At 67.1% G+C, this 18549-nt stretch carries 18 protein-coding genes and 2 tRNA genes; 10 read left to right on the top strand and 10 right to left on the bottom strand.

Features of this window, described 5'->3' with window-relative positions; all coding sequences use genetic code 11:
- Positions 1 to 4 precede the first annotated feature (4 nt).
- Both ODJ79_RS00640 and ODJ79_RS00645 read left to right on the top strand, forming a co-directional pair.
- Positions 5 to 95, top strand: a tRNA-Ser gene (locus tag ODJ79_RS00640).
- A 36-nt stretch (positions 96 to 131) separates the two neighbouring features.
- Positions 132 to 204 (top strand) — tRNA-Arg (locus ODJ79_RS00645).
- A 369-nt stretch (positions 205 to 573) separates the two neighbouring features.
- Here ODJ79_RS00645 and ODJ79_RS00650 read toward each other — a convergent pair.
- The 6 genes from ODJ79_RS00650 to ODJ79_RS00675 all read right to left on the bottom strand — a co-directional run bounded on the left by ODJ79_RS00650 (position 574) and on the right by ODJ79_RS00675 (position 4722).
- Complete coding sequence (locus ODJ79_RS00650) at positions 574 to 975, bottom strand: contact-dependent growth inhibition system immunity protein (protein ID WP_263021273.1); 402 nt, start codon at positions 973 to 975, stop codon at positions 574 to 576.
- A gap of 74 nt (positions 976 to 1049) precedes the next feature.
- Positions 1050 to 2039 (bottom strand): metallophosphoesterase family protein, encoded by a 990-nt coding sequence (locus ODJ79_RS00655; RefSeq protein ID WP_263021274.1) that lies wholly within the window; start codon positions 2037 to 2039, stop codon positions 1050 to 1052.
- On the bottom strand, positions 2036 to 2680 hold the full coding sequence (locus ODJ79_RS00660; protein ID WP_263021275.1) for a hypothetical protein: 645 nt from the start codon (positions 2678 to 2680) through the stop codon (positions 2036 to 2038). The genes ODJ79_RS00655 and ODJ79_RS00660 overlap by 4 nt, the downstream gene beginning before the upstream one ends.
- The gene (locus tag ODJ79_RS00665; protein WP_263021276.1) at positions 2677 to 3561 is read right to left on the bottom strand and encodes a hypothetical protein; all 885 of its coding nucleotides are present in this window, start codon (positions 3559 to 3561) and stop codon (positions 2677 to 2679) included. The genes ODJ79_RS00660 and ODJ79_RS00665 overlap by 4 nt, the downstream gene beginning before the upstream one ends.
- Positions 3561 to 4268, bottom strand: coding sequence for a hypothetical protein (locus ODJ79_RS00670; protein ID WP_263021277.1), 708 nt, complete (start codon positions 4266 to 4268; stop codon positions 3561 to 3563). Before ODJ79_RS00670 ends, ODJ79_RS00665 begins: the two co-directional genes overlap by 1 nt.
- Before the next feature lie 196 nt (positions 4269 to 4464).
- A complete protein-coding gene (locus tag ODJ79_RS00675) occupies positions 4465 to 4722 on the bottom strand; it encodes a tyrosine-type recombinase/integrase (RefSeq protein WP_263021278.1) in 258 nt (85 codons plus the stop codon).
- 1221 nt (positions 4723 to 5943) lie between these two features.
- On the opposite strand from ODJ79_RS00675, the gene ODJ79_RS00680 reads away from it, so the two are divergent.
- The 4 genes from ODJ79_RS00680 to ODJ79_RS00695 all read left to right on the top strand — a co-directional run bounded on the left by ODJ79_RS00680 (position 5944) and on the right by ODJ79_RS00695 (position 9895).
- Positions 5944 to 6189 (top strand): hypothetical protein, encoded by a 246-nt coding sequence (locus ODJ79_RS00680; protein ID WP_263021279.1) that lies wholly within the window; start codon positions 5944 to 5946, stop codon positions 6187 to 6189.
- Positions 6186 to 6329: a hypothetical protein gene (locus tag ODJ79_RS00685; RefSeq protein ID WP_263021280.1), complete on the top strand. Its 144-nt coding sequence runs from the start codon at positions 6186 to 6188 to the stop codon at positions 6327 to 6329. Before ODJ79_RS00680 ends, ODJ79_RS00685 begins: the two co-directional genes overlap by 4 nt.
- 417 nt (positions 6330 to 6746) lie before the next feature.
- A complete protein-coding gene (locus ODJ79_RS00690) occupies positions 6747 to 7004 on the top strand; it encodes a hypothetical protein (protein ID WP_263021281.1) in 258 nt (85 codons plus the stop codon).
- Between the two features lie 164 nt (positions 7005 to 7168).
- Positions 7169 to 9895, top strand: a complete 2727-nt coding sequence (locus ODJ79_RS00695) for an IPT/TIG domain-containing protein (RefSeq protein ID WP_263021282.1) — start codon at positions 7169 to 7171, stop codon at positions 9893 to 9895.
- A 622-nt stretch (positions 9896 to 10517) separates the two neighbouring features.
- Here ODJ79_RS00695 and ODJ79_RS00700 read toward each other — a convergent pair.
- Entirely contained in the window at positions 10518 to 10844 is a 327-nt protein-coding gene (locus tag ODJ79_RS00700) for a hypothetical protein (protein ID WP_263021283.1), read from the bottom strand.
- A 306-nt stretch (positions 10845 to 11150) separates the two neighbouring features.
- Positions 11151 to 11624 (bottom strand): hypothetical protein, encoded by a 474-nt coding sequence (locus tag ODJ79_RS00705; protein ID WP_263021284.1) that lies wholly within the window; start codon positions 11622 to 11624, stop codon positions 11151 to 11153.
- Positions 11625 to 12122: 498 nt separating this feature from the next.
- Here ODJ79_RS00705 and ODJ79_RS00710 point away from each other — a divergent pair, with 498 nt between their 5' ends.
- The gene (locus ODJ79_RS00710) at positions 12123 to 13637 is read left to right on the top strand and encodes a glycosyltransferase (RefSeq protein WP_263021285.1); all 1515 of its coding nucleotides are present in this window, start codon (positions 12123 to 12125) and stop codon (positions 13635 to 13637) included.
- Positions 13638 to 13703: 66 nt separating this feature from the next.
- Positions 13704 to 14555: a hypothetical protein gene (locus ODJ79_RS00715; protein ID WP_263021286.1), complete on the top strand. Its 852-nt coding sequence runs from the start codon at positions 13704 to 13706 to the stop codon at positions 14553 to 14555.
- A gap of 36 nt (positions 14556 to 14591) precedes the next feature.
- Here ODJ79_RS00715 and ODJ79_RS00720 read toward each other — a convergent pair whose 3' ends face one another.
- Entirely contained in the window at positions 14592 to 14891 is a 300-nt protein-coding gene (locus ODJ79_RS00720; RefSeq protein ID WP_263021287.1) for a hypothetical protein, read from the bottom strand.
- Positions 14892 to 15469: 578 nt separating this feature from the next.
- Between ODJ79_RS00720 and ODJ79_RS00725 the strand changes: the two genes are divergently transcribed.
- Together ODJ79_RS00725 and ODJ79_RS00730 are read left to right on the top strand one after the other, a co-directional pair.
- Positions 15470 to 16039 carry a hypothetical protein gene (locus tag ODJ79_RS00725; protein ID WP_263021288.1) on the top strand — a complete coding sequence of 190 codons (570 nt, stop codon included), beginning with the start codon at positions 15470 to 15472 and terminating at the stop codon, positions 16037 to 16039.
- 248 nt (positions 16040 to 16287) lie between these two features.
- Positions 16288 to 16830, top strand: coding sequence for a hypothetical protein (locus tag ODJ79_RS00730; protein WP_263021289.1), 543 nt, complete (start codon positions 16288 to 16290; stop codon positions 16828 to 16830).
- Between the two features lie 231 nt (positions 16831 to 17061).
- Here ODJ79_RS00730 and ODJ79_RS00735 read toward each other — a convergent pair whose 3' ends face one another.
- On the bottom strand, positions 17062 to 18504 hold the full coding sequence (locus ODJ79_RS00735) for an MFS transporter (RefSeq protein WP_263021290.1): 1443 nt from the start codon (positions 18502 to 18504) through the stop codon (positions 17062 to 17064).
- Positions 18505 to 18549 lie beyond the last annotated feature (45 nt).

An 18549-nucleotide genomic window follows, 5' to 3' on the forward strand; every position in this document is an offset into this window, starting at 1 on the left:
CCGTGGAGACTTCGCCTAGTCTGGTCTATGGCGCCGCACTGCTAATGCGGTTGGGGTTTTAAAGCCCCTCCCGGGTTCGAATCCCGGAGTCTCCGCGTGTAAGGCCGGTGTGTATGCTGGCGGAGCACTGAGCGCCCGTAGCTCAATGGATAGAGCATCTGACTACGGATCAGAAGGTTAGGGGTTCGAGTCCCTTCGGGCGCGCCGAGTGTCCAAGTGGCCTCTGTCCGCGGAATGCGCGGACCGGGGCCACTCGGCATTTCTGCTCTGGGGCCGAGCCCCGGAAACCCCACGGTGCGGTGGTTCCGCTTCCGGAATCCGGGACCGTAGTGCTCCGATGGTGCTCCGCCGTTCCTCTATACGCGTGCTGACCAGTGCCTTTACGTCCGCCGTCGCTCTTGTTGCGGTCGACTTGACCGTTGCGACAGCGGAGCGACTGTTCGTGCACCCGCCGGGCTCCCGGTCGGCACCATGGCGAACGGTTCGCGAGCCGGACCCCGCCGTGGCAGCGTCGCCGGACCTCCCGCTGGCAGGGAGGCCCGGCGCGTGGCGCTCCGGCCGTTTGGCGTAGCTCTATCGACGGAGGAATTCGGTGGCGCGGTTGTATAGAACGTCGAAGGTCTCCTCCGGGTCCAGAGCCTGGGCCACGGTGCGCACGCGCGTACGTTGATCTTCGTGCGCCTGCCAGTAAGAGTCGGGTACGCGCCGGATCAGGGCGTCAAGGAGGTCTCCCGGATAGAAGTCGCCCTCGGCAAGTGGATCCTGCTCGACCTGGTCGAGCGCCAGCGGGACGAGGGTGTCGAGCCCGATCTGCTGCGAGATGAGCAGCCGCAGCCCTTCAGCGTCGAGTGCGCCGACGGGACGTTTGCGCAGCGCGTACGCCGTGGTGACCAAACGGGTCGCGTCGGCCGGCGGGTCGCCCCAGCGGTCGTCCTCGATCTCTTCGAGTGACCGGCTCTTGTCAGGCTCGAACACCGGGTCTCCTTACTTTTCCCAGGTTCGCTGAAGAAATCGTTCCAAGTAGGCCACCGCGGCTCTGCCTGATCTGGTCAATTCGGCAGATCTGGTGTGGCTAGGTCCAGTGCGGTCGCGAGGGTGATGGTCTTGCGGGGCGTCGAGCATTGACGGTCCAGATTGAGCCGGCCGTTCCGCGCCTGAAAGAGGATAGCCGCGGCGGGGTGGGCCCGGATCTGCTCGGTGGAGAGCTCGTCGGCGAGCATCTGCGCCGCAGCGGCCAGCGCCGGGATCAGTGCCCTCAGTTCTGCCGCCCAGGCCGAGACCTCGACCAGCCAGCGACGGGCGGCGGGATCGGCGGAGAACCGGGCGATCGTTTCGTCCAGCTCGGTCCAGGTGAAGTCGAGCCAATCCTTCTGCTTGAGAACGGGCAGCTGCCACTGGCGCTTGACGACGGACCAGTGGTCGGCCCGCGCTTCGACCGAGTGAATCGTGAAGTCGGGGACGCTCAGTGCGGTTAGGCGGCCGCCGTGGCAGGCTCCGGTGTCGAGGCCGAAGACCCGGCCGTCGAGGATCATCGGCGACGGCCCGACTACGTGATGGCCGAACGCGACCGGCTTGGCGTCGGTGTACCGGTCGTACCACCGTTGCCCCGGGAAGAGCGTCTGCAGCTCCTTCTCGCCGCTGGTCGAGCCGCAGAGGATCTCCTCCTTCTGATAGGCGAGGGGGATTCCCGGGATCATGGCGGCGTGCACGACGCGGATGTGCTCGTTCTCGAAGAAGTACGGCAGGGTGCTCATCCATTCGACCGCCGGGGCGTAGTGGTCACCCATTTGCAGGCGCGTGATCTCCTGCGCGTACGAGAAGATGCCGCGTACGTGTTTGCGCTCGTGATTGCCCATGATCACGACAGTGTGTGTCCGGGAACGCAAGAAATCGACCACCTTGCCGGGCGAAGGACCCCTGTCGACCACGTCGCCGGCGGCCACCAGAACGTCGTCCGGCTGCAGCTGGAGGGCATCGAGCAGCTCGACGAGTTCGTCGAAGCATCCGTGGATGTCGCCGACGACGACCGTGCGACTCATCTGGGCCCGGTCAAGGGGAGGACGGGGTCTGGGCGGTCGAGCTCGTGCCGGACGATCGTGCCTGGGATGTCGGCCTGCTCGGAGGAGTAGGCGACGGGCAATGTGCTGCCTTGGGTGTAGAAGGCGCGGTCGACCAGCTGGTTGAGTATCACCTCGAAGCGGGGGCTGTTCGCCTCGATCCGATCGTAGAGGTCGACGAGCTTGCCGTCATGGTCATAGTCGAAGAGGTAACGCAGATCGCCGGACGCGTCGTACCCGAATTTCGTGGTGCCCTCCAGGCCGCCCCCGCGGTCGTACGACACCTCCAACACGGCGCGCTCGGTGCCGTCCTGCAATTGCACCGTGAATCCGACAAGTTCGCCATGCGCGTCGTACCTGCGCAGGACCGACCATTGCAGGTCGCCTAGCACACCAGCGGGAAAGCGCAAGTCAAAAGGCACGCCGGGGAGAGCTTCCATCGGGCTGCGGTACTCGATGCGCACCAGACCTTTGCGGGTAAACATCTCCGTCCACAGAAGCGTCCCGTCAGGGGCGAAGACACCCCGAGCGTACGCGGGAAGGCTTGTCGCCAGGTGTTCCGGGAGTTGAGATTCCGGGGTGGGCACCCATTCGCGGAAGAAGCGGTAGGAACGGTCGTTCATCGCTGCTCCCTGGTGATGTCGAGGTGCGGGTAAAGAGCCATCGCGCTGGATTGTTTCATCACGGAGAAGTCCAGGTCGGGAACGCCGTACTCCTCGAGCAGGCGGTGCGACGCCTGCCCGAACGTTTCCGTGGCGCCGGCCGGTCGGTCGAACATGTACTGCGGAACGAAGCCCTTCTGTGCGTGGTCTTCGAGGTCGGCGAGTAGGCCCGCCTGGTTGCGCGGACGAGCTCGGGCGGTGATGCCGTCCGCGCACTGAGCCGCATAGTTGTCGAACTCCTCATCCGGAACGATGACGGCGACATCGACATCCTTGGCCGCCGGCGTGCGCAGTGCGGAACCCTGCACGATGGTTCTGCCCCGAGGCAGGCCGTATTGCTCGCTCAACTCGTTGAGTTTTCCACCGAACTCCTCGAATTGCTCCGCGCTTTCGAAGTGGTACGGATAACCCCGAGGTTTGACCTCGGTAGCCCAGTTGTCCATCTGAGCCTTGAGCTCGTCTGGCTCGATCCGCAGCCGGGGGGTCGGATACTTCTTCCCCGTCTTCGGAATGGCGCCTGCTTTGACGAAGTCGGCGCTCTCCTCCGGGGTCATACCGAGACGATCACCGTGCGCCCGGATATCGTCCAGTTCGCTACCGGAGTAGGCAGTCTGCCCCCGCTCGTCCAGCGCCGTAGTGAAGCGCTCGCGCGGCGATCGGCCGGCCAGCTTCAGACGCTCCCCGGCCCCACGATCGGCCTTGCTCAGGTTGTGCACGGCGTCTCTGGCGTGCCCTGCTCCTTCGCGCAAGGTTCCGCCGACCTTCTCGGAGATGCGTTCGACGGTCTCACCCGCACGCTGTCCCAGTCTGGCGAGGATCTCGCGAAGAGTGCCGCCGGCCATCAGAAGCCGAGACCCGCGATCGCCGTACGGAACTGCGTCCCGTGGCCGCGGATCGTTTCGGCGTGCTCCTCCAGCTTGGCTACATGGGCGAGCGCGGCCTCGGCGTCCAACGACACGCTGGCCGCCGGCTCCACCCCGGCGCCCGACCTGGACCAGTCGAGGCCGGCGAACGCGTCTTCGATCTTCTGGAACAGTGGTTCCGCGGCTGCCTCGATCACCTTGCCGGCGACGAACTGTTCGAGGTCCATGACCAGCGACTTCACGATGCGCTCGGCGCCCTCGATGATCGCTGGAACCGCGACCTCCGCGATCCCGAAGGTGGCGACTGCGGCGACCTGGTCACCGGCGAACGCGGCCGCCATGCCCACGAGAACGGCGATGGCTTCGAGCTTTTGCGCGACGATGTATCCGGCCGCGACATCCAGCGCGTCGGCCAGGACGTGGCTGCCGTCGATGATTTCGTCGACGTGGCGGCCGGACAGCTTTGCCCAGCCCGAGCTCATCGCGTCCGTCGCGGAACCCTGATAAGCGACGGCGAGGTCCGCGATGGTGCGGGTGGCGTCCTCGTGCGTCGTTCGCACCGCCGTGGCGAACTGCCGCGTCAAAGTTGCGAAGCTGCGAACCTGGTCCTCGTCGATGTAGGGCCAGGGCACTCCGAGCACGTTGAGGAGATTCACCACCGGCAGAGGCAGATCGTCTATCGCCATAGGTCCACGTTAATCTCGGCGACAAAGGCCCGAACGGAGGGCCGCGACGACCGGACCCACGCCATATTCGGCGACCGACGCGTGGGACACCTGCTCGCCGTAAACTGCCGGTTCATCTCGCTCGCCGTGTCGGACATGCCGCTGCGCACGAGCTGGCATCGCCAAGAGGCTTCCCGCACCCCTCGGCGTGATGGCGTTATCCCGCCCTACGCGGGATGAGGTTGGCGGCAGCGTCCGCGTTTGGCCGCCGAAGTTCCAAGATGACGGAGGTGTAGGTGTCTGAGGTGAGCCCGATCGTGGAGTGCCCGAGCACCTCTTGGATCTCTTTCATGTCGGCGCCGCCGTGGCGCAGATAGGTGGCGACACAGTGGCGCAGGTCGTGCAGCCGCACCGGCGGCAGGCCGCTCGCGGTGACGAGGTAGTCGAAGCGGTCACTGACGATCTGCGACGCCACGGCTGCCCGTCCGGCCGGACGAAGAAAAACCCGGTGTCCAGCAGGTCGCCGAGCTGCACCGCGAGGTGCTCGTCGCCGCTCGCCAGGGCAAGCAGCGACCGGGAATGATCGAGTTCAGAGCGGGCGGCGTCGCGGCTGTCGAGCCCGCCGCGGCGCAGTTGCCGGCGGCTGCGTCCCGGTGCGGTTGGCAGCTCGAGTTGGTAGCCCAGGTGCCGTGGATGGTGCTCCACGAGCCGCCCGGTCGGCGCAGCTTCGGGAAGCTGGCGTTGAGCCGTTTGCCTATAGTCGGGTCCTTGCAGGTGCAGCGTTTGGTGATCGATCCTTCGCTGATCACGGTTCTCCCCGGTCGGTGTCGTTGTGGGTGGCCGTGCTTCTGATCGCGCCCAGTTGATCGACGCTCGACTGCGCCGCCGGGGTCAAGTCACCGGCGGCGGGTAGGCCGAGGGCCGTGAGGATCCCGGCGACGGGTACGCGGTGGCGGGTGCCGACGCGTAGCACCGGGGCCGGGAACTGATCGTGCTTGGCGAGTTCGTACGCCAGTGACCGGCCAAGCCCGAAGATGCGCCCGGCGGTCGGCAGGTCGGTGACGGCGCCGAGGGCGCGGATACGCGCCTCAGTCCAGACGCCGCCGTTGCCCTTGTTGATGTTGTCGGTGTTTACGACGAGGGTGCTCCTGTCACGAGAGACAGTCCGATCGGCGCACCTACCCGTAGCGGTGGTGCGCCGGCACCCTCAAACCGGTGTTTGTCAGCCCTGGCGAACACCTGCCGATCTCACAGAAGTCTCACAACGTCTGACAGGGCAGGTCAGTGCCTTGACCGAGTCAGTTAAGGGCTCCTCTACCACGGCGGTCTCACAGAACTCGTGAAGTGCGCCGTTGTGAGAGTTCTGTCAGCTCGCATGCTCTGACGATCGCTTGACTTTGAGCGCCGGCTAGGTACCGAGCTCAATGACAGCCAGCCTGAAGTCGTCGGCGGCGGACGCCCTGTCAATTGGCATTCTTCGATGTAGCGGCAGCCGTGTCGCGGCGTGTCAGCGGGCACGTGTCGATGGCAGCGCGTTCGGCGGGGCGGTGTCACCGCGAGCCGATGTTGACATGTCCGGCCGGTGGCTGGCCGAGGAAGGCCTGACGCTGGGCATCGGCACCCCGGTGGTCATCGGCCAGTTGCCACCCTGGTCGCGAAGCGGGTCGACAAGATCCAGGGCTTCGTACGGGCGTTATTGAACAGCCTGCGCCGGCTGAACGGCAAACTCGACGACCTGGCCCGAACCGACTCGTTCGGCGTGCAGCTCGGACCGGCCGCCTTCCAAGACGAGGAAACATTGGTACGAACGCTCGGTCACGAAAGCGTGCACGTCGTCCAATATCAGCATGGGCGTGTCACGAGCGTGACGGGACCGTTGGAGGATGAGGCGTACGCGGCCGAGGACGGCTTCGTCGTGACGTGGAGGGGAGACCATGCATGACTCGTCTCATCGTCGAGAACGTGCACCGCATCCCGAGCAGACCGTGGGTCCTCGTGACCGGCCGCCTCGAAGACGGCGAGCTACACATTGGCGACAAGCTGATCGTGGCACCGGGTGACGTGTCCGGGTTTCCGCCGTGATTCGGTCCATCGAACTGCACAGCCAACCGGGAAAGACCACCGTCGCTATCGACGCCGAACTCGCCGACTCCATCCGCGACGGCACCGTGCTTACCCGCGCCTGACAGAGCGAGAACGATGTCGCGATGTGGCGGGCCGGATCGAGGGACCAGGTTGTTGTGCCACGAGTTCCAGTGCAGTCGCCGGGGAATCGGGGGAACTGGCGTTCATGTCAGTGTGAAGCTGTCCACAGCGAAGATGTCGCTGTCCAGGACAGCCACGGACGGCGGTGGTATTTCAGCGGATAGGGACCGGAGGAGGTCCCAGAGGTGACCGCCTCGACCACATGGAAGCCGGCGCCTACACACCCTCCGAGCTGGAAGACCAGGCGTACGGAAACGAGATACCTGCCCTGGAACGGTATAGGAACAACTCGTCATGACAGCAATACAGTTTCACGTCAACGAGGTCTTCGACATTCCCACCCGCGGCGGGCTCATCGCGGTCGGATCGACCCGCAACGGCGACTTCGTCAGCGTCCCTCGCCTGCGCGACGACGCAAGCGGACAAACGATCCACGTCCTGGGTGTGGACCATCCGACGCCGCGTACTCAGCGAACCGGCGAAACCATCCTCGTGGTGGACCGCGCCGACGCCGACCTGGTCCAAGTGGGACGGCTCTGGACCGCGGAGTAGTAGTCGCAGTGCAAGGCTCGTGCTTCGCGTGCCTTGAAGGCCTCATGAGGCCGTTCTCAATGTTGGTGTGTGCCTATATGCTTCTCGCCGTTCGGGCCCGGTAGAGGCCCATCGATTTTTCAACGGGGGAATGCATGCGTGCGCACTCGCGCGCCTACAGGCGCATGTTTTCGCTGGTAGTTGCCTCGGCGCTCGGCTGCGGTGCGGCAGCGGGCTTCGGCAGCACGGCGGCTCTCGCCGCGGCCGGCGGGCCGACCGGGCTCACCACTGCCGGCCTGGCGTGCGCCGGGTCGGCGCCCGGGCCCTACCTGAGCCCGGCGCGGCTCAACGACGCCCAGGCCGTCGTGCTCGGCGGCAGCTATGACGCGTCCGCCTGGAACGCCGATTCGACCGCCGACTTCCAGGTCTGGGACGCCACCAAGCCGGGTCAGCCGCAGGATTGGAGCGACCGGGCGTGGGCGTCGGACGGCAAAGTCGGCGTTCAGCTCGAGGACCCGTCTCGGCAGCTGGATGGAGTGACGTACGCCTGGAAGGTGCGGGTGGTCAACGGTTCCCAGGCTTCGGCGTGGAGCGACACCTGCTACTACACCGTCGACCGCAGCGGCGGCGCGGCGCCGGCCGTCTCCTCGACCGAATATCCCGCTGGTGACTCGAGCACCCCCAGCGGCGAGATCGGCGTCGCGGGCTCGTTCACCTTCACCCCCGCCTCGGACGACATCGTCAGCTACAAATACAGCTTCTTCGACAGCGTCGACTCCGGCTCCGGCACCGGTGAGCAGACCGTCCAGGCCACCCGGGTGGGAGGCCCGGCGACGATCAGTTGGACACCGCGCACCGCCGGTGCCACCTCGCTGACGGTCTATGCGATCGACCGCGCCGGCAACTACGCGGACCGGCAGGACTACGCGTTCTATGTCCGCGAGACTCGGCCGTTCGTCTTTTCCGCGGCTTACCAGAACGGCGAAGGTGTCGGCGACCTCAACTACAACGTCGGCGTGCCGGGCGACTTCGACTTCACGTCCAGCATCGCGAACACCACCTCGTTCGCGTGGCACATCGACCGGGACGGCCCCTCCGGTACGGTTGCTGCCGACGCCGACGGCAAGGCCAGCGTGATGATCGCGCCGACCAAGGCCGGCCACCAGACCCTTTACGTCCGCAACATCGCCGGCGACGGCGTGGTGCACCCGGAGCAGGCGTATCCGTTCTACGTCGACAACGGGCCCGGCGTCACCGGTGACCTCAACCGGGCCGTCTACCTCGGGTCCTCGCTGAGCTTCCACCTCACTCCGCGAACCGGCAACGTGACGTCGTATGTCTATTGGAACGTCGCCCGCGACTCGTCCGAGTCCGCGAAGACCACGATCGCGGCCGGCGCCGACGGGTCCGCCGACCTGGTGTGGACCGCCGACAACACCAACGAGGACACGGTGGGCGCCAACGTGCAGGCACGCAGCGCCGACGGCACCCTTTCAGAGCCGCGCTGGCTGTCCTTCAGTGTGTGGGGCGCCAACCCCACGCTCACTCGGACCGGCGGTGACGTCGTCGGCACGACCGCGACGATCGTCGCGCGTACCGAGATGGTGAACCCGACCGAGTTCGAAGCGGTCCTGAACAACGACGAGACGACGAAGCAGATCGTCCCGGCTGCGGCGGACGGCACCGCGACGTTCAAGTTCACCGTCACGAAGGCGCAGTACACGTTCGTCACCGTGATCGCACGCAACGCCGCCGGCGTGCACACCGACCAAGGCAGCACGTCGTGGGGGGTCACCGACGGGCCCGTGGTCACGTCGACGGACTTCCCGACGCGCGGCTTGGGCCACATCGCAGCGGGCACGTTCACCTTCAAGGCGCAGCAGGCCGGTGCGACCAAGTTCATCTACTCGATCGACGGCACCGATATCTACAAGGCTGAGGTTCCGGTCGGCGCGGACGGCACGGCTGCCGTGTCCTGGACGCCGCCGACGTCCGGCTACTTCAACCTGCACGTGACCACTCAGACCGCGAGCGGCACCGGCTCGAGCGAGACGTACTACAGCTTCACCATCGCGGCCGATCCGGTGACCGTGACCTCGGTGTCGCCGACCACGGTCATGACGGGCGGGGAACGCACCATCACCATCACCGGCTCGGGCTTCAATACCGGCAACTACGTCACGGTGGGCCTGTCCGACGGCGGCTACCGGAGCGGAACGATCACCGGCGTGTCCTCCGACCACCGCACCCTCACCGCCACGGTCAACCTGACCTCGGCGGCAACCGGTCCGGCCGCCGTGACAGTCCAACCGGACGGATACAACGACGCGGTCACGCTCAACAACGCCTTCACGATCGTCGCCCAGCCGGCGCTCAAGGCCGTTAGGGCGCCCACGATCACCGGCACCGCCGTGGTCGGGTCGAAGCTGACGTCGTCGACCGGCACGTGGAACCCGAAGGCGACGGCGTTCACCTACCAGTGGGCGGCGGGCGGCACGCCGATCGACGGTGCCACCGGCACGACGTACGTGATCAAGGCGGCCGACCTCGGCAAGCGGCTGTCCGTCTCGGTGACCGCGGCGAAGTCCGGCTACACCTCGGCGACCGCAAAGTCGGCCGCCACGGCCGCCGTCTCGAAGGGCCCCGCCCCGGTGGCCACGACACTGCCCAAAATCACCGGCACCGCCCGGGTCGGCAACACCGTCCAGGCCACGACCGGCACATGGAAGCCGGCGGTCGACTCGTACCGCTACCAGTGGCGGGCGAACGGCAAGCTCCTCGGCACCACGACGGCGACGCTCCCCTTGACCACCGCGATGCGCGGGCAGAAGATCACCGTCACGGTGATCGCGATACGCCCGGGATACGCCGATGGCTCGGCGACCAGCGCGGCCGTGCCGGTGCAGGGGTAGTTACCTGAGGAAACACGGCCGCTCCGGCTGTTCCGGGGCGGCCGTGTCAGGCCCAGAAGGCGGCCGGGTCCACCTTGCCTCCGTCGCGAACGGCCTCGGGGGCAGGCCGGGCCTGGTTGTCTGGCCGAGCGGGGTCGGCGGCCCGGGCGTGGATTGAGTGTTACGGGCGGCGACAGCGAACAGAGAGTGATAGCCGTTGTGGTATCCCTCCCGGAATGATCTGTCGCGATCCATGCTGTGCGTGTACCACTGATGGATGCGTCCGCCGCAATAGGCGCACAGCATCGAAATCAGGATGTACGCGATGATGTGCAAGGCATTGCTGTCAACGGTCGACATCGGATTATCCTAAGGTGCGAAAACGACGTTGTGAAATGCCGCCAGCGACACCTGCGCTCGACTTTCGTGCCGTGCTCTCCGCCGATCATCCCAGTGTCCTTGGGGTGGGCGGCCAGGCGCCGCATTTCCCCGGGGTCGTGCAAAAAAGGGTGGCCCTCCCGGTTCGTGAAGGAGGGCCACCCTTTTCGCCGCCCGATTCCGCGAGGAGGTATTTCGCATTGTCGGACGGTCCAGGAAGGTCTTTGCCGGGCCGGCGCGAGGTGCCGCGCTCAGGTGCCGCTGCTCAGGTGCCCGTGCGATCGCATTCCTCGCGCGGCAGCGGGTAGGGCCGCGGCCGATCGGCGGAGCGTGCGTGACGCCCGTGCAGGCGAGCACGAGTGCGGCCGGCGAGCGGGGTGACGGTCGCACCCTGCCCGGCGCCGGCCCGGCTCTGGCGGGCCATCATGTCGAGGATCGAGAGCGAGGCCTTGTCGTACCCGCGGCGGTACTCCTCATCCCGGTCGAGACCGTTCTTGTGCCACTGATGGATCCGCCCGAGCGCGTACGCGCCGGAAATGAAGATACTGAACGTGAGGGCGAGGAAGAAGAGGTTGTTCCCGGGGGCGGTCATCGTTCACCTGTTACGTCGTACCTGGATGTTTCCCGATGGAGTTGTCGAGGGCCGCGGCGTCATTCGATGCGCAACATGAGTTTTGAACCGGGGATTCCCGTCAGCCGGATTCGGAAACCCCCGGGTGGTTCGCGTCGCGATTCTCGGCGCACCGCCGGCGCCGCCGGTTAAGGGTGGCCGATAAGCAATGGCTCCATCACTTCACGAACCGCTTCTTGCATGAGGAAAAACTTGTATTCGACAACGGGAGACCTCGGTCGCAGGTTCACCGGTGGCTGACCGATCGGCCGACCGCGGACGTGGGCATCATGCGGCTTTCACGCTTGAACCGGCGGACCATCCAGCCTCCAGCCCGGCGATGACCTGATGCTCGGCCACGCCCAGGTGGCCCGCGAGCTCGTAGATCGTGGGGGACCGGCGGAAGCGCCCGAACAACTCACTCTCGGCTGCCGCGATCGCCGCTTGGAGGGCAAGGAACGGCCGGGTGGACTCCGGCCGCCGCCGGAACTGCTCGCGTCGGTGCCGGCGCAGGGCCCTGATGACCAGGGGCACCACCAATGAGGTGAGTTCCGGCCCCCGCGAACCGAGGCGGCGTTCGACGACCAGAATCACCCCGATGGCGGCCTGGATCATTCCTTCGTCGCTGCCGCCGGTCGGCGCGAAACGTGCCGCGAGCTGCTGCGCGAGCGGTCGCCAGCCGTCTGCGGCATATCCGAGCTCAAGGCCTGGGCGCCCGTCGGCGGGGCCGGTGCGGCCCTCGGTGAGGTTGGCTTCTCGCATGGCGCGGCTCCCTCGGTTGTTCGGATCACGGCTCGCTGGCCGCAGGCCCAACCTGAACAACCGAAGGACATATACGTCGGCATTCAGCGGTACGCGTCGTTGCCTTCGCCGACCCTTCACCGAGGTCCAACCATAAGCATTAATCCCAACAGCGTAGGGCGTGAGTTCACCGCCTATCGAAAGGCCGTCGATCCGTGGGGGCAAGGGGACCGACGGGCGCGTTCGCCTGATCGGAAGGCAACAATCGTATGTTCGGACGAGAGCCCTCGTAGCCGGTTGATTCCAAAGTGCACGAATCCGGCACTGAAAGGCTGAATCTTCCGTGAACGGGCGGATTCACTTTGCCAATTTTGCGCAATTTTGCCAGCATTCGCGCCGAGACTTCACCGCCCGCGGGCGGCGGGACGCCAGCACGCCGATGCGGTTCGGCGGCGCGCCCCGCGCTGCCATCGCCGGGTGGTCGCCGCTCCCATTCCCTCGATCCGAAAGGTTTCGCGCATGGATCCCGACGCCGGCTCGACCGGTTCAGTGCAAACTCTCGACCCGATCAAGGACGCCGCGCCGGAAATCCCGTCGGGCGGTCTGGTCTCGGCTCCGATCGGAACGTTCGCCGCCATCGTCGTCGCGATCCGCTCCGCGATCCGTGGACGACCGTCCCTGCCGTTTGCCGGGTTCCCTGCCCGGCACGGCCGGCTGACCTACGCGCCGATCGCGGGAATTGTTCTCCTCGCTCTGGTCATGGCGACCCGATACATCTATCACGTGATCTCGGACCCGGCGGCACTCGGCGTCTGGTGGATCGGAAACGCGGCGCTGCTGTTCCTTGTCTACACCTTCTTCAAGAACGGCCGGGTACGTCCTCAGCCGACGGCAACCGGCCGGATCGTCGCGATCGTCCCGGCCCACGAGCAGGACGACGACGATCTGAACGCCTGTGTCTGGTCGATCCTGAATCAGCGCGGCGTGGTGGTCAAGGAGGTGCATGTTGTCGATGACGGCTCGACGGAGCTGCCGGTGCGGCCGTTCTCGCATTCCCGGGTCCGCTGGCACCGCACGAGGCACGGCGGTGGGCACGCCGCCGCGGGCTACGTTCTCGACCGGCTCCAACCGGAGGACTGGGACTTCGTCCTGATCGTCGACGGCGCCTGCGTGCTCGCCGAGCGTTCGGTGGAGCGTCAGCTCAGGGCCTTTTCCCGCGCCCGGGTCACCGCGACCACCGGCCTGGTGATCGACCGCGACCCTCGGCGGAACCTGCTGAGCCGGATCTCCGACCTGAACCTCGGCGCCCTCTCCGCCATCTCGGTGGCGGGGTGGTCATCCGTGTGTCTACTCAAGACCGTTTCGGACGCGCCCGTTCTCTATCGTGCCGCCATTCCGTTCCAGCACCGGCGCCGCCATCTCGCCGGGGGCGGTTACGCCGACAGTCGCCGCCTGGCCATGGACGCCGCCCTCGCAGGTGCGGTCGTGGGGGTGAGCAACGCGGTCGCGTGGACCTCGTCGGCCGCTCACGTCCCGACCGCCTACCGCCGGCGACTGAGCTGGTCGACGTCGTGGTGGCGCCTGCTCCGGCTCGCGTTGACCAGCGCGGACTCGCGCCGCGGGGTGCGTTGCCGTCTGTTCGGGCTGGCCCACCTCGCCGTCGTTCCGGTGGCCACCGGCTATGCGCTGACCTCCCTCGCGACGAACGGATGGCACGGCGTCCCGGCGGCGACGATCGTCCTCTATGTAGCGCTCTATCTCCTGCTGAGGTACGCCGCGACGGCGCTCTACCTGATCGAGGACCCGGCGACGAGTCGCGGGCGGAAGCTCACGACGTGGCTACTGCTCACGCCGGCCGAGGCGGTCTACCACCTCCTGTTCGTCATTCCGATCAAGTACGTCGCACTGATCAGGCTTTGCGCGCGCGGCCGGAGCAGGTGGCCGGAGCACATCGCCGCACCCGCCGAACCGTTGATGGCGGGGCCCGGCGCGGTCTACTACAGCGGCTATCTGCCCGATGGACGCGGATCGTGACGCGCGTTCCGCCACCGCACCGGGAGATCATCGCACCCGCCTCGTCCAGGAGCATGGAGAACTGTTGTGACTGACAATCAGACGGTCGAACGCGTCAAGGCAACGCACCATCGCAGTACCGTCGGCAGCGCCGTCGGCAGTGCGGCCGTCCTGGTTTCGGCAAGAGCCACGCCGGAGGTTTCGCCGCGAGTCACGCCGGAGGTTTCGGCGCGAGCTACGCCGGAGGTTTCGGCGCGAGTCACGCCGGAGGTTTCGGCCAGAGCCACGCCGGAGACGGTGCCGACTCCGCCACAGCAGGAGCCGCCGGCCACGCCCGCCGAAGCAGAGATCGTGATGTCGCCCGACGAAGCGCTTCAGGTTCTGGCGCTGGCCCAGCGCACGGCCGAGAGTCACATCACCGCGGCAACCCGGCACGCGCAGACGGTCCGATCCGAAGCGAGGTACTCGGCCGACCAGATCCGGGTCGAGGCCGATTCGTACCTCGAGAAGGTCCGCTGCGAGGCGGATCGGCTCCTGGAGGAGGCTCGGGCCGCCGTCGAGCTTCGCCATCGCGAAGCCGAGGCGCAGGCCACCGAGATCCGGCGGCAGGCGGCGTCGCTGCTCGCCGACGCGCGCGACGAGGCCGAACGGATCGTGGCGGAGGGACGCGACCGTGCCGAGCAGTTGGATCTTCAGGCGCGGCAGCGTTACGACGACGCCGTGGGGAGCCTGGAGATCAAGCGGGAGGCGTTGCACAAGCAGATCGAGGCGTTAGGGATCTTCGACGCCGACTATCGGCAACGGCTCGCCTCGTTCATGCATGCTCAACTGCGCGCGCTCTGGAACGACCGGCACGACGCCGATCAGGTGCCGGAGCTCGAAGCGCAGATGCCCGGCGGACCGGTCGGTTCTCCGGAGGAGAGCCGGGCGGCTCGATAGCTCCAGGGTCGGAACCGCGACGTGTCGTGGTCCAGCTCACGATCGCCGACGATGGCGACGGCGCAGGTCGATCTCTCGCCAGTTGTCCGGGATCTGCGCCATGAAGAAGGTCTGGACCGGGGTGAGGAGGCCGGCCGAGGCGAGCCGCTTCTGGTCGCGAATCCATCTGCGGGTATCGGTGCGCAGACGCTGCACTCGGGCGCGGGCGACGGGGTCCGACGGGTCGCTGTACGGCTGGTCACTCTCCAGCATGGCCAGCGCTGCCCGGTAAGCCGCTCGCCATCGAACGGGAAGAGCGATGTTGCTGTGTTCCATGACGATGTTGCTGTCATCCATGGCGTTCGATTCCTCGTCGCGTTCTGCTGGCCCGGTGGCTCGGCCCTGCCTCGCCCCAAGCCAGCCGGTCCGGAATACACCCGAATTTAATAGGATATCCCCGGAGCTCTTTTCCTCTGCTTTAAACATGCCAGAAGCGGCATGTCTCGTCACGGCTATCTATTTCCGGCTTTTGGTGAGCCGCTATCATCGCGCCGAGCGCAATGCAATGGCGCGCACCGCGGATCTGCCACCATTTCGGGTTAGGAACTACCGGAAGCGACCATCGCTCGGTCGGTGGCCGGCGCAATTTCGGGTGCCGGCTGCGATCCGGAGGGCCGGTCCCCGCGGAGCGATCAGTCGCCGGAATGACCCGTTCGTACTACATCGAAAGAGTAGTCGGCGAATTAACGGCAAACCGCTCTTAAACGCAAGCAGCCCTCGGATAACCGGACAGATACTACCTTCTCCGGGTGAACGCGGCCAAGGCAGTCATACGAACGGTCATTCGTCAGCGGTCGTTCCGGTGACAACCGACGTAGTGCGAATCGGGTTTTCCCCCTCGAAATGCACCGCGAATCACTGAGAAAGGAATCGCGATGAAGAAGCTCACCCGTATCCTGACCATGGGCGGCTTCGGCCTGCTCGCCGCGCTGGCCACCGGCGCCGGGCCGGCTAACGCGGCGACCGCGAACAGCGTTCCGGAAAGCAAGTCGACGAACGCCCACCAGATCTTCTGGCGCGACGGCGAGCAGATCGTCGGCTACTACCGGACGCTGGGCGGTTGCGAGCTCGCGGGCAACTTCGGCGAGCGGGTCGGCAACTGGGACGCCCACAACTGCAGCCCGGTCCGCATCGGCCTGCGGCGCGGCGCGTGGGCACTGCAGGTCGCCAGCTACGACAACTGGGACCGGCTCGGCTTCGGGATCCCGTTCCGCGCCATCAACGGATTCCCGATCCGGTTCCGTCCGATCTGGCCGGGCGTGTGCCGGCCGGGTGTCGGCTTCCCGGGCCACGGCTTCCCGGGCCACGGCTTCCCGGGCCACGGCTTCCCGGGCCACGGCGGTCCCGGCCACGGCGGTCCGGGTGGACCGGGTCACGGCGGTCCGGGTGGACCGGGTCACGGCGGTCCTGGCGGTCCGGGTCACGGCGGTCCGGGCCACCACTGATCGCTGACGGTCACCGCGCATTGGCGGACAACCTGAAACCAGGAGGCACATAGCCGCGAGCTTTCGGTAAGAATCGTTGTGGTCTCATCCGATACCGCCGGGCATTGGTCGTGCCCGGCGGTATCGCGTTTGGCGATGCAGGCTCCAGGACCCGTCAACCGACGGATCAATCGACCAATATGGACGGACGGCCCAACGACGCACACGCTCCCCGAGCCCTGCTGGCCTCCGCGTCAACCCTCGAATGAGTGAATCCGGTACCTCACCATGGTGGCAACCGCGATTTTGTCGCGCATCTCCGCGGCACCCGTGATCGTTTAGCGGGCTGGACGATTCGGCAAATCGTCGTTCATTCGTCGAGTGAGAAGAGGTGCAACATGTCGTCAACGTTGCTCAAGGTGGCTTTCGCCGGCGCAGTTTCCGCCGGTGCGCTTTTTCTGCCGGTAACGGCCGCCCAGGCGGCGCCGAAGAACCTGCCGTGCGATGGGCCGGGCTTCGGAAACGCGTTTTTCGGGGGCGGCGGCTTCGGCGGCGGCATCGGCGGCCCGTTTTTCGGGGGCGGCGACTTCGGCGGCCCGTTCTACGGTGGTGTCGGCGGCATCGGGTACCCGGGTGGTGGTCTCGGCCTTTACGACACCCCGCCCGTGGTCCAGACGACGAAGGTCATCGTCGTCACCGCGCCTTCGAAGAAGCACCACCACAAGCCGGCCAACCACCCGACCGGCGGCGGGTCCGGCCCCGGCAGCGGTTCCGGGAACGGTGGCTACCACCGGGGTTCCTCCCAGGCCTGACAGCCGCGGGTGTGGGAGTGGGGGCCGGCCCGCGTCAGCAGCGCTTTCGCGGGCCGCCCCCACCGCGCGCAAGGACAAGACCGCGCGCAAGGACAAGACCGCGCGCAAGGACAAGACATCGCGCAAGGACAAGACATCGCGCAAGGACAAGACATCGCGCCGGCACAAGGACGTTGTCGCCGGCAACTTCGCGGATTTGGGCACACGAGGCCGTGACCTGTCGAGCCAGGGTCACGGCCTCGTCCCGTTGCCGGCGGCGTTTCGAGTACGGCGGATCGCCCACCCGACGAGCGCGGCGGCGACGGCGGTGAGCACCAGACCGGCGAGGGTCACCGCGTTCTGGAACTGGACGGTCTGGGATGCGCTCCAGCCCGGTGCGGTGATGGCGCCGGTGAACAGGGCGGCCAGGATGGTGCCGGTGATGGCGATGCCGACGGCGGAGGTCACCTCGGAGGCGGTGTCGACCAGGGCCGCGCCGATCGAGGTCCGATTCTCCGGCAGGCCCCGCAGCACGTTGACGCCCGCGACGACCCCGACCACGCGGATCGCGGCGGCAACCAGCGCGAGCGAGATCGCGACCCAGACGTACCCGAAGCGGCCCAGCAGACTGTAGACGGCGAGCCCGCCCACGACCGCGACCGAGCTGAGCCATGCGGACCGCTCGAGACCGACGAGCTCCACGAACCTGTTGACCACCGGGCCGGCCGCGATCAGGACGATGACCTGCGGCAGCATCCCGATGGCGGCGAGGGTGGGCGACCATCCCCAGTCCAGTTGCAGCTGCAGGGTCACCATGTAGCCCAGGCCGGCGACCGCCAGTCCGGTCGCGGCCTTGTAGGCCAGGCCGGCGGAGACCAGCGGGCGGGCGACGAGCCGCAGGTCGAGCAGTGGGTAGCGGGTCGAGCGCTCGCGCCGGACGAAGGCGATCGCCACCGCGACGGCCGCGGCGGTGGCCGCCCACGGCGCCCACGAGCCGCTGCCCTCGTTCACGAACAGGGTGGGCGCGACGAGCGCGAGCACGATCGTCGCCGTGCCCAGCACCGCACCGGGGATGTCGACCGGGTCGCGATGGAGGTCGGCGGCCTGGTCGGCGGCGATGCCGGACCGGATGCCGATGAAAGCCAGGGCGGCGATCGGCACGTTCGCCAGCAGCAGGACCTGCCAGGGGGCGACGGCGAGCACGAGACCACCCACGGTCGGTCCGATCGCGAGCCCGACCAGGCCGACGGTGGTGATCAGGGTCATCGCCCGTACCCGCAGGTTGTCGTCGGCGAACAGGCGGAAGGCCAGCGCGATCGAGCCGGGGGTGGTCATCGCCGCCGCGACGCCCGTCACCACTCGCACGGCGATGAGTTGCTCGGCGGTGGTGACGAAGGCGGTCGCCAGGCTCGCGGCGCCGAGCAGCACCAGCCCGACGAGCATGACGCGGCGGCGGCCGAACCGATCGGCGATCGCGCCGAACGCCAGCATCAGCCCGCCGAACACCACCGCGTACGCGCCGGTCACCCATTGCAGGCCGACCGTCGAGGCGTGCAGCTCGCGGCCGATCGTGGGCAGCGCGACGTTCAGGATCGAGTTGTCCAGCATCTCGAACAGGAAGACCGCGGACAGCCCGGCCAGGGCCACCCAGGACGTCCGCAACGACGCGGAGTTGTCGGAAGCTATCAGGCTCATGCCTAGAGCGTACAACATTCTTAGAGTGAGCACTAAGTTTGTGGC

Origin of the sequence: Actinoplanes sp. KI2 (genome assembly GCF_025630775.1) — a bacterium.
Classification (GTDB): Bacteria; Actinomycetota; Actinomycetes; order Mycobacteriales; family Micromonosporaceae; genus Actinoplanes.